The sequence below is a fragment of the Paenibacillus sp. Soil724D2 genome (genome assembly GCF_001427935.1).
Lineage (GTDB): Bacteria > Bacillota > Bacilli > Paenibacillales > NBRC-103111 > Paenibacillus_E.
Genome location: NZ_LMRY01000011.1, coordinates 54,143 through 66,273 on the forward strand (window position 1 = coordinate 54,143; position 12,131 = coordinate 66,273).

The window sequence follows — 12,131 nt, forward strand, 5'->3', positions numbered from 1 at the left end:
AGCATAAGTATCTAAAATTTGTCGATATGTATTAGAAATCTCACATAAAATTTTTTTGTGTTATGTTTATTGACACGAAGGGAATGTCATACTATAATCAAATTAGAAATCGGCACAATGATGTGCCACTAACGAAGGCAATGGCGCCTATCCCCTTACAAATACGTAACCGGATAGGCTATTTATGTTCTTTTAATTGCAAATCATCTAACATGCTGTTCACGATGAAGTGGCAGCAGTGGCAAAGAAGCCGATAAACATCCCGCGCATGCTGGGGTATGTTTGTCGGCTTTTTCTGTCAAGAACAGTCATCAGCAATTAAAGGATGGGAAGTAAGAAACAGAAGAAGGCGCTCAAAGCCTCATACAAAGGAGAGGGTATCATGGTCGATCGGAAGAGTTTTTTGCAAAGCGGTCACAAAGGTTCATTATTTAGTGCTTTCTTGTATTTTGACATGAGCTTTATGATTTGGGTTATGCTTGGACCGCTGTCGGTGCTTATTGCGAAGGATTTCTCTCTAGATGCTGCTCAAAAGGCGAATCTGGTGGCTCTGCCAGCACTTGGGGGCGCTGTTCTAAGACTCGTACTTGGCTATCTTACAGATCGAATTGGTCCCAAAAAAACAGCTATTATCGGTATGATATTAACGGTAGTTCCTCTGGTATTCGCTTGGAAAGTTGCAGATTCACTTAGTGACATGTATTTTGTAGCACTAATGCTGGGTATTGCAGGGGCCAGCTTCGCTGCCGCATTACCATTGGCAAGTCGCTGGTATCCACCTGAGTATCAAGGATTAGCGCTTGGCATCGCCGGTGCAGGGAATAGTGGAACGATCTTTGCAACATTATTCGCAAACCGACTGGCACAGCACTTTGGGAACTGGCACGTGGTCTTCGGATTAGCATTATTACCACTTATTCTGGTATTCCTTATCTTTATTTTTACAGCTAAAGACAGTCCCACTCAGCCGGCGCCAGCTAAACTTGCCGACTATGGGCGTGTTCTCAAACAAAAAGATACCTGGGTGTTCTGTCTCCTATATATGGTCACATTCGGCGGTTTTTCCGGTATGGCCAACTATTTAACGATTTTCTTCAATACCCAATATAAGCTTAGTCCGGTAATGGCTGCTGACTTTGCAACGATTTGTATTATTGCCGGCAGTTTTTTCAGACCAGTAGGCGGATGGCTGTCAGATAAAATGGGCGGTATACGCATGCTAATGACTCTGTACGGTGTGATTGGAATCATGCTTGCCATTGTATCGTCACTTCCAAGCTTATGGATAACGACGACCCTTCTCTTCATCGGTATGATGTGTATGGGGATGGGAAATGGAGCAGTGTTCCAGCTTGTTCCGCAACGCTTCTCGAATGAGGTTGGTATGATTACAGGGATCGTTGGAGCAGCCGGAGGTCTAGGCGGATACTTCTTGCCGAAAATTCTTGGTAACTTGAAGCTTTCAACAGGATCCTTTACCCCTGGTTTCCTAATTCTAAGTGCCATTGCTATTGCCTGTATCCTGATTATTGTTGTTGTACAAGGCAAATGGAAAAAATCTTGGATCGGCGAAGGCGGCAAAGTGAAGGCAGCTCCTGCTTCTATGGATAGTGTGCATGCATAAGTAATAGGTTCAAGCCGCTGGTCGTATGGCCAGCGGCATATAATTAAATGTTTTTGCGCATGCAGCTTGAGTGTTCAGGCTGCATGCGCAAAGACGTTTACGACTTACCGTCTTTGGAAGTTCAAATCGAACTTCTCAAGCTCCATATCCCAATTTTGCCATTTGGGAGCGTGAGCTCCCGAATGGCCCTTTTTAATCGGATGTGGAAAAGAAAAATGGGATATAGAGATAGATATATTAGAGAGGAAGATGGCAATGACTCAAAAAGAAAAATTGGTATTAGTAGGAAATGGAATGGCGGGTGTTAACGCTGTTGAACATTTGCTTAAACTTACACCTGACAAATATGAAGTTACGATTTTCGGAAGTGAACCGCATCCGAACTATAACAGAATCTTGTTGTCCTATGTACTTGCCGGAGATTCCAAAGTAGAGGATATCGTCATTCATCCCTATGAATGGTATGCGAATAACCACATCACCTTGCATACCAACCAAACGATAACAGACATTGATACAGCAGCTCAAACCGTAACGAGTGATAAGGGACTGACGGTTTCTTATGATAAATTGATTTTGGCTACAGGGTCTAACCCCTTTATGATTCCAATGCCTGGCGCTGATAAAGAAGGGGTTATGGCGTACAGAACCATTCGTGATTGTGAAATTATGATCGAGTCCGCTAAAAAGTATAAAAAAGCGATCGTGATCGGTGGCGGCTTATTAGGATTAGAAGCGGCGAGAGGTTTCCTAAACTTAGGTATGAAGGTTGATGTTGTTCATATTGTAGATACAATTATGGAGCGTCAGCTTGATCGAACGGCGTCCAAAATGCTGCAAGCAGCGCTTGAAGAGCAAGGCATCAACTTCCTGCTCGAGAAGCAGTCCGCGGAAATCGTAGGCGATAAGCGGGTAACCGGCTTGAAATTCAAGGATGGTACCGTTGCTGAAGCCGAACTTATCGTTATGGCTGTAGGGATTCGTCCCAATGTTGAACTTGCGAAAAAGGCTGGCGTTGAGTGCAATCCTGGCATCATTGTGAATGACTATTTGCAAACGAGTGTTCCAAACGTCTATGCGGTTGGGGAATGCGCGATGCATCGCGGGATTGCTTATGGATTGGTAGCGCCGCTCTACGAGCAAGGTGCTGTGCTTGCTAAACATTTGGCCGGCGTGGAAACTGGTCCTTATGAAGGATCTCTCCTTTATACGAAGCTTAAAGTTTCTGGTGTTGATGTATTCTCTGGCGGACAGTTCGGCGATGCGGAAGACACGAAAGCCATTCGTATTCATGATGAGTTCACCGGTGTTTATAAGAAAGTTGTGATTAAAGACAATAAAATCATCGGCGCGGTTCTCTTCGGAGATACGGCGGATGGTACGCGACTTATGCAAATGATTCGGGAAGAAACAGATGTTAGCGGCTTGGAAAAAACGGCCATTTTGACGGATTCATCCGGGGGCGGAGCGGCATCAGGTGTTGCTGACATGAAAGACGATGCCATCATATGCGGTTGTAACGGCGTTACAAAAGGAACAATTTGTTCAGCGATCAAGGATCAAGGGTTAACGACAGTTGATGAAGTGAAAAATTGCACGACAGCTTCTCGTTCTTGCGGCGGTTGTAAACCACTGGTTAGTGATTTGTTGGCATTTACACTAGGTGCTTCCTATGATAAGAACGCTGCGAAAGAGACGATTTGCTCTTGTACAGACCATACACGGGATGAAGTCGTTGCAGCGATTCGTGATAAAGGGTTATCCCATGTGCGGGAAGTGATGAACGTCCTTGGCTGGAAAAATGAAGAAGGCTGCTCGAAATGCCGTCCTGCACTTAATTATTACCTGGGTATGGTAAGTCCAGATACGTATAAAGACGACAGTACTTCACGTTTCGTAAATGAGCGTATGCACGCTAACATTCAAAAAGATGGAACGTATTCCGTAGTTCCACGGATATATGGCGGAGTAACTAATCCAACGGAATTGAAGCGTATTGCAGAAGTAGCTGAGCAGTTCAAAGTCCCTACTGTGAAGTTTACAGGTGGACAGCGTCTTGATTTGCTTGGTGTGAAGAAAGAAGATCTAACCGCAATGTGGGAAGCCTTGGATATGCCTTCCGGTTATGCTTACGGTAAAGCCTTAAGAACTGTAAAAACGTGCGTAGGTGAAACCTTCTGCCGATTCGGCACGGGAGATGCGATGGGGGTAGGTATCGAGCTGGAGAAACGTTTTGAACGCTTGAACACACCTGCCAAAGTGAAGCTGGCTGTATCTGGATGTCCTCGAAATTGTGCGGAATCAGGAATCAAAGATTTAGGCGTCGTTTCGGTTGATGGCGGTTGGGAGCTTTATGCCGGAGGAAATGGCGGTGTGAAAGTACGTGTTGGTGACCTATTAACTACAGTCAAGACGGAGCAAGAGATTATCGAATATACAGAAGCTTATCTGCAGTACTATCGCGAAACGGGTAAATATGGTGAGCGAACAAGTGAGTGGGTACACCGACTTGGTATCGAGCATATTCGTGATGTGGTGGAGAATGAGGAAGAGCGTAAACAATTGTGTGCTCGAATGGATCTAGCGCTTTCTGTGACGAATGACCCTTGGAAACAAGCAATTGATAGCAAAAAAATTCAACGTGACCTTTATGAAGTCGTAGAGCTTAACTAGAAAAAGAGGAAGTCGGGAGGAGCAGACTATGAAAACACAAGAAGAGCAAATGATTTGGGTGCAGGCCGTTTCTTATGATGAGTTAGCTGTTAACACAGGAAAAACGATTCGGTATCAAGGAGAAGAGGTAGCACTTTTCAAACTGAAAAGCGGTAAGCTTCAAGCCATCCAGAACCGTTGTCCGCATAAAGAGGGCGTCCTTGCAGAAGGAATTGTATGTGATGACCACGTCTTCTGCCCGATGCATGATCGCAAGATTCATCTTCCTTCCGGTCTCGTTCAAGCGCCGGATACGGGTTGTGTACAAACGTATTCAACGAAAGTTCATGATGGTACGGTATTTATTGGATTTCCGATAAACAAAGAATTAGCCTGCTAATACTTTGTTGACCGCGTAGCCCATTTAAATACATTGAGATTTCATAGAGAGCTTTATCATCGGGGGTGGAGTGCGTTGAAATCAGCACTATTGACATTACCTAAAGAACAACCCTCCTCCCATTGCTGCTTTTGCAGCATGCAGTGCGGATTGGAGATTACGCCGAGTGAAAAGACGTCAGGTCTCACGATTAAACCAAGCCCTAACTTTCCTGTGGCGACTAGCCGTCTTTGTCAGAAAGGATTGAATGCACTGGATCATGTGCTTCATGCCGATCGGATTCTTGAGCCATTGACGAGGGAGAATGGTGAGCCACGGCGGTGGCGAACGGTCTCTTGGGACCATGCGTTTGCAGACATTGCTGAACAGATTCAAGGAATTCAAGCAGCGCATGGCCGAGATGCCATTGGCGTTTATGGCGGAGGCTCGCTTACTAATGAAGTTAGTTACTTACTTGGTAAGTTCACCCGAGTAGCACTCAGGTCCAAATACATTGATTATAACGGAAGATACTGTATGTCCTCGGCGGCCGCAGCCAGCAATCAGGCTTTCGGTCTTGATCGCGGGATGACAATGCCTCTAACCGAAATTCCAAATGCCAAATATATCATTCTTGCAGGAACGAATATTGCGGAATGCCAGCCGACGATGATGCCTTATTTGCTTGAAGCAAAGAAAAAAGGCGCAGTGATCGTTACGATTGATCCGCGTAATACCATGACTTCGAAGGTAGCGGATATCCATGTTCGACTACAACCGGGATTCGATTCTGTTTTTATAAACGGACTCCTGCATGTCATGATAGAAGAGAAGCTCGTTCATCATCGATTCATAGAAGAACGTACGGTTGGGTTTGAGCAATTGAAGGAGGCTGTTAAGCCTTTCACTCCAGCGAGAGTGGAGGAGCTAACCGGCGTTCTAGAAGCTGTAATTCGTACGATTGCTCGTGGATTCGCCAAGGCGGAGACGGGGATTGTGCTTACAGCACGCGGTTTGGAACAGCAAGTAAATGGTGTAGAGAACACGCTGAATTACATTAATTTAGCCTTGATCACCGGTAAAATAGGGCGCAAAGGCTGCGGCTATGGCGCCGTAACAGGTCAAGCGAACGGGCAAGGCGGACGCGAGCATGGGCAAAAGGCGGACCAACTGCCGGGCTATCGTTTGATTGAGGACCCAGCTGCACGTGAGCATGTTGCCAAGGTATGGGGAATCGATCCGAGTGAGCTGCCTGGCAAAGGGGTTTCTGCTTACGAGCTGCTGCAAAAGATAGATGAAGGTGAAATCAAAGCCTTGATCGTTCTCGGATCGAATCCGCTGGTATCCAGCCCTAATAATCGGATGGTGGAGCGGGCTCTGCAGAAGCTGGAGTTGCTTGTTGTCGTTGACATGTTCGAAACGGAAACGGCGCGTTACGCTCATTATTTATTACCAGGGTCATCCTTTGCGGAAGCAGAAGGTACGATGACCAATCTGGAAGGACGTGTGTTTCACCGCCAGAAAGCGATGGAGCTTCCAGGAAACAGCAGACTTGATTTCCATATTATTTGTCAGCTAGCGGAAGCGTTGGGTAGGGGAGCCTATTTTCAATATGCGGGTATTGAAGATGTGTTTCGCGAGTTAGCAGCTGCTACGGCTGGAGGGAAAGCGGATTACAGTGGCATTACGTATGGGCGGCTTCAGGAGGAGAAAGGCATATTCTGGCCGTGCCCAGCTCCAGACCACCCGGGAACACCGCTATTATTCGAGAATCATTTTAATCATTCCGACGGCAAAGCCAGATTGTTCGGTATTAAGCCGAAAATGCCGGCAGAACCAATCGATTCAGATTACCCCATTGTGTTAACAACGGGGAGGCTGGCGAATCATTATTTAAGCGGCGCACAAACACGTCGAACGGAAGCTCTTAATAAGAAGGCTCCCGTTCCCGTTGCCGAGATTCATCCGTGGCTTGCTAAGAGAATCGGACTGAGTATGGATAACAAGATCCGCATTACAAGCCGCCGTGGATCCTTGGTTTTCGAAGTCAAAGTGACGGAAGGTATTCAGCCTCGTACGGTTTTTGTGCCCTTTCATTGGGGCGATGAGCATTCGATTAATCAATTAACGAATGATGCGCTGGATCCCACGAGTCGGATGCCCGAGTTTAAAATATGCGCAGTAAAAGTGGAGCGTGTCGAGTAGACCGCACTCAGCTTAGTTGGCTTGGCCAAAAAACTAAGTTGATGCGGTCTTTTTCTGTGGGTATAGAGAGGTATGAGCTTACAAAGCATGCTTTTTTGAAATCGAATATACAGTAAGATTGGCATATTCGGCGATAAGAGGAGCCATCTGGCGAAAGCCGATTTTCCCTCCGGTAAGGGGTTTCCCAAATGTTTTTCCGTCATCGGTCCAATGAATGACAGTCAGATCATTGATGGCGAATAAAATTTCACTTCCCCATTTAAACAATTTCATTCGGTATGGACCTTTGGCATCGGTTACAGACGGGATCGGATCTCCGCCCTGCGAAACCAGATGAAAGCCATAGCTTTTACGCAGATTGCACGTATGAAAACTCCGCTCCTCTTCTTCCTTGCGTCTGAAGTAGGATACATGGAAAGCATCGATATCTCCATGGTGATATTGGTCGTACGCACCTGATCTTACCGAAAGCCGGCTGTCAAACAAATCCTCACCACGGATCCCTTTTACGGCAAAAAACAAAATGCAAAGCCCCGGCTCATGAATCGGCCAAAAATCCCAAGTGATCGCGATGTTGTCTGGAAATTCAATCGGACACCAATAAACAAAATTCGATTTTTGCTCAAGCTTTGGGTCAAGCTTATTTTCCAGCCGCATTCGATTCAGTGGAAAACTGGCAGCGGCCTGCCCTTCCAATTTGAAATCAAACACATCACTTTCCATGGCTAAAGGATTTTGATATAAAAGCTCATCTAGCATAAATATTTCGTTCCAATCCATGTTGTACGTCATCCTCACTCAACGATTGGTGTACTACTTATCTTTTGATCCAAACAAGGTTATAAGGCTGCTCCAATCTCCGCCCAACGCCTTCCAAAACCAGGAGCGCTGCTGTTCAGGAAGCATCGAAGGCGGAACTCTGGAATCCCAAGGCATTCGCGAGAACGGCCTTGGGTTCATTTTGGCTTCTTGAGGCTGAAAAGGAATTACTTTCAACTTATAGCCTGTTTCATCGAGAGCAATTTCAGGATTTCCATAGTTTTTGACCCAACCAACGGCTGCCGTCTGATGCTCTTTTTTTACATGCTGAAAGTCTGGATCTTCCGCTAAATCAATAAGCTCATGCGGATCACTAAGAAGATTGTACAGCTCTTCGTAACCGCCATTCTGATAAAAGAGGTATTTCCACTCTTTGCTGCGGACATGGAGCATATAGTTGGGTGCCACATAGAATTCAGAACAGACGACATCTCGGCGTACCGAGGAAGGTTCCGTGAGCAGTTCCAATAGATCCAAACCCGACCTTCCGTCGTAATTGCAATTTTCACTGGTCCGATTAACCAGAGTAGGGAAAATATCGAGGAGGGTAGTCAATTCATCACAGCGGGTACCCGGATGAATAACGCCAGGCCACCATGCTAACATCGGGATGTGCAAACTGCCCTCGTGCCCTAAGTTTTTAAACCATAATCGGTGGTCGCCGAGCAATTCTCCATGATCCGATGTGAAAATAACGAGTGTATGATCCGCCAGCCCCTCTTCCTCTAGCGTTTGCATGATCCGACCTATTTGTTCATCGATAAACGTAATGTTGGCATAATAATATGCCCTGTTTGTGAGATTAGCGTACTCCGAGTACAAATCGGCTTCCATGGCTTGACGATGCGATTTCAAATAAGGATTTTTCGAAGTTCCATCCTTATCGGAAACCCAAGGCCTCGGCATTTCTTCCGGAGCATATAGATCCGTCAAGTGTGAAGGACAATCGAAAGGAGCATGAGGCTTGACGAACGACGTCCATAAGAAAAAAGGTTTGTCTGAGGGTCTTTCCGTTTTTAGCCACTCTACCGTTCGATCCCCGCACCATTGTGTGATATGAAGCTCTTTGGGTAGGCCGTTCACAAGCGGCTTTAGTTCGTTATAACCGATCTCTGGAGGTTTCTCCCACCCCCAGGCATCATGCTCCATCAGGTATCGGTCATAATCATCAAAGCGGATATCCTGTATCCGTTCAGCTGTACGTACGCCCCTCATTTCTTCCGATAAAATGAGATGATCCATGCCATACGTTTGCTCATCTGGTGTAAAATGCATCTTTCCGATCGCCTGATTGTGATATCCTGCTTTGGACAAATAAGCCGCTATCGACTCATCGGTGGCAATAGCAGAGGCTGATTCGTTATTGAACACATGCGTCTTTCCCGCAGCAAACCCCGTCATCGTGCAGGCTCTGGCAGGAGCACAGAGAGGGTACGGGGTAATCGCATTTTCGAATACTGCACCTTCGCGCGCCAACCGATCCAAATGCGGCGTCTGAATCGTTGTATTTCCGTAAACCCCCAACGTATCCCATCGCTGCTGGTCCGTAAAGATGAGAAGCAGATTCGGTTGTGTCTTCATGTAACTGGCATCTTGGGTAAAGATTCGAATTCCGGCATGTCGACCATGTACAAGTTTCCATATCCCGACATATCACTCGTAAATAGCACATGCTTACCGTCCGGGCTTAGCCTCGGATGAACGTGAAGAATTTGCGAATGGAAACTTCCACGATGCTTACATAGAATACGTGGACCATTAAACCCGGATCCGTCATTCCGCCATACCTGCAGCGTATCCTGGAATTGCTGTCCATGATAAGCGCTCGTTTGCTGACCGTCACCGATAACAAGTGATAGATCATTTGAATGTACATGCATATTTTGAAAAGGAAATTCGTACTGCTGGGCCTGACTGTTATCAAAAAGGACAGCCCCAATTATTTTCCCGGTGTGATCCTCAAGAGAATTGGTAAAACCGTGGTAGCCGATATGAATGCCGTCTGCCAGCCAATATTCGTGGCCGACATATTCATTAGGCTGCTTATCCTTTACCTTCCAATATTGGCCGGTTGCGATATCCAACACCCAGATCCGATGATCGATCTGCTCCCAAGGCCCTTCATGGCAAAATGTCAGCAGATGTGCTTGCGTTGGTGACGTATTGACGTGGCCGATCCAAAGCTGGTCCTCATGAAGCTTAATCACTTTCCCGTTGACAGGGGAAACCGCCATAATCATACTGTGCGGCTTCGCACGGAAATACTCCTCAAAACCCAAGTAACCGTTCTTGGTATCCATCGCGATACGGTCCGTTAAATCCTCATTCAGACCGAAGCATAACCACTGCCCGTCTGGGGTGCAGCTCAAGCTGCCGAATTTATATGTTTCGGGAATCGAATAGAGAATACGTTCTTCCATCGTTCCCAGGTCAATTGCCATAATCGAGTTGTCATAGTAGAAATAGGCCTCATGTCCATCAGGATGAAGAAAGGTCCCTTGAATCCGTGATTCACGGCCGCGTTCCAAATCCGTTAATTGGGTAATCACGCCATCGTGCATATCGATGCTGTATAGATTGGTAACATTCTCGCGATCCGATCCAAAGATCAACTTCCCATCTCCATAGAAGCCGTTATTCGTAAAATAAATATGGTGACTGTGAGAGCAGTGATTCGTTAACTGAGTTACGGTTACGCCTGTTATCAGATCTGTAAAACAACGCCTTTCCGAAGGCCAAACGGATCCTTTTCCGCTTCTAGCTCTTGTCATTGTCATCGTTTCTGCTCCTTTGGTTATAACGTTATTCGTTCCACCCGGAACCCTTTCGAAATAAAGTCCAGTCCTACTGAGCGACTGGACCTTATCATCAAAGAGTACTTCTATTCGCTTAACTTACTTAGCCTTACTTGCAGCGTAGGCTTCGGTGATTTCTTTTGTATAGTCGTCACCGCCACTCTTTTTCCACAAATCCATGTCGGCTTTAAAGCCGGCTTCATCAATTTTGCCGACAATAAATTTAATTCGTGCGTCTTCCACCATTTGATCCAACTGCGCGCCTTTTTGCGTATAGGTTGCCGTTGTAAATGGTTCTCCGGGATTTGTAACAATAATTTTTTCATTTGCTTTTTGTACTTCAATTGACTTCGTGCGAAGCGGTGTAGACGGTTTGAACATGTCATTTATAATGTACGGGATCGAAGATAAGATCTGGTTCATATTCTTGTTATTAATATCAGGGGCCATCGGATCAGTTGGAACAATAAGAATAACTTGTTTGCCGTCTTCAACTTTATAATGAACACCTTCAATACCAAAGTTGAGTAACGCTTGCATATCTTTATCGTTGGTTTTATCCAAGAAAGTAAGCACTTTCTTCAGGTCGGCTTCTGTTTTAACGCTAGATTTGGAGATGAGGAACATGCCGTTGTGTCCAGCTGTCGGTTGATTATGAAGACCGGTAGGGCCGCTTACAGCGCCAATTAAATCTATACTGCCCTTCGGATTGACTTGTTTCATTTTCTCTTCAATCTGATAGGAACGTTCTGTGACGTCAACCGCTACACCCGCTTGTCCGTTAATAATCGGATCATTCCATTTGGCCGAATCATACACCGCAAAATCTTGGTTGATTAACTTCTCATCATAAAGTTTTTTGAAAAATTTGAGCGCATCCATGTATTCCGAAGTCAAATGAGCAGGAACCAGCTTACCGTCTTTCTCAGCCCATTTATTCGGAGCACCGAACCAAGTTTGCATGATATCAAAGGGTCCCGCATATTTGGTTATGACCATGCCATACGTATCATTTTTGCCGTTTTTATCAGGATCATTGGTGGCGAATGCCTTTAACATCGCGTAAAATTCATCGATCGTCTTCGGTTCCTTCATGCCTAAATTATCAAGCCAGTCCTTACGGTAGCTGATTCCCATTCGTCCGATCGGGCGGGATACATAAAGGCCATAGAATTTACCGTTTACCGACGTATTGTTAAGAACAGTGGGGTTCGCTTGTTTAAGATTCGGATAATCTTTGAGATAAGGGCCTATTTCCCAGAATGCGCCTCCTTTGATGGCGTTGGCAACAGCAGGCAATTTCGCATTATTAACAAATAGAAGAGAAGGAATAGAGCCGGAAGCAAGCGTTATGTTCAGTTTGTCGTTATAGCTTGCATCAGGAACAAATTGGAAATCCAGCTTCGTGTTCGTATATTCTTCAACTTTTTTCCATACTTTACTTTCCGGGGTAGCTGTATCATTGTAGTAGCTCTTTAACATGATACTGACGGGGAATGGCTTTTCTTTGGCTGCGGTCGTCGCTCCTGCCGTTGCTTTGGATGTGTCTGTCGCTTTAGACTCATTGGTACTCGAGCTGCACCCCGCTATAACTGTGACTGCTACTATGATGCTAGTAGTGGCAAGCAATGGTTTTTTCTTTTTTTCCCAATTCATA

Annotated in this window: 8 protein-coding genes; 4 read left to right on the forward strand and 4 right to left on the reverse strand. The window is 45.7% G+C overall.

What is annotated here, in order from left to right:
- Positions 1-382: 382 nt before the first annotated feature.
- The 4 genes from ASG85_RS12790 to ASG85_RS12805 all read left to right on the forward strand — a co-directional run bounded on the left by ASG85_RS12790 (position 383) and on the right by ASG85_RS12805 (position 6,860).
- The gene (locus ASG85_RS12790; RefSeq protein WP_057306211.1) at positions 383-1,624 is read left to right on the forward strand and encodes a nitrate/nitrite transporter; all 1,242 of its coding nucleotides are present in this window, start codon (positions 383-385) and stop codon (positions 1,622-1,624) included.
- A gap of 255 nt (positions 1,625-1,879) precedes the next feature.
- Complete coding sequence (gene nirB, locus ASG85_RS12795) at positions 1,880-4,297, forward strand: nitrite reductase large subunit NirB (RefSeq protein ID WP_060646430.1); 2,418 nt, start codon at positions 1,880-1,882, stop codon at positions 4,295-4,297.
- 28 nt (positions 4,298-4,325) lie between these two features.
- A complete protein-coding gene (nirD, locus tag ASG85_RS12800) occupies positions 4,326-4,676 on the forward strand; it encodes a nitrite reductase small subunit NirD (protein ID WP_063860271.1) in 351 nt (116 codons plus the stop codon).
- Between the two features lie 75 nt (positions 4,677-4,751).
- Positions 4,752-6,860 (forward strand): molybdopterin oxidoreductase family protein, encoded by a 2,109-nt coding sequence (locus ASG85_RS12805; RefSeq protein WP_057306209.1) that lies wholly within the window; start codon positions 4,752-4,754, stop codon positions 6,858-6,860.
- Positions 6,861-6,938: 78 nt separating this feature from the next.
- Here the strand turns inward: ASG85_RS12805 and ASG85_RS12810 are convergent, their stop codons facing one another.
- From ASG85_RS12810 to ASG85_RS12825, 4 genes are all read right to left on the reverse strand, one after another.
- Positions 6,939-7,640: a DUF1961 family protein gene (locus ASG85_RS12810; protein ID WP_057306208.1), complete on the reverse strand. Its 702-nt coding sequence runs from the start codon at positions 7,638-7,640 to the stop codon at positions 6,939-6,941.
- Positions 7,641-7,673: 33 nt separating this feature from the next.
- Positions 7,674-9,260, reverse strand: a complete 1,587-nt coding sequence (locus ASG85_RS12815; protein ID WP_057306207.1) for a sulfatase — start codon at positions 9,258-9,260, stop codon at positions 7,674-7,676.
- A complete protein-coding gene (locus ASG85_RS12820; protein WP_057306206.1) occupies positions 9,257-10,456 on the reverse strand; it encodes an oligogalacturonate lyase family protein in 1,200 nt (399 codons plus the stop codon). Before ASG85_RS12820 ends, ASG85_RS12815 begins: the two co-directional genes overlap by 4 nt.
- 117 nt (positions 10,457-10,573) lie before the next feature.
- On the reverse strand, positions 10,574-12,130 hold the full coding sequence (locus tag ASG85_RS12825; RefSeq protein WP_321166585.1) for an extracellular solute-binding protein: 1,557 nt from the start codon (positions 12,128-12,130) through the stop codon (positions 10,574-10,576).
- Position 12,131 lies beyond the last annotated feature (1 nt).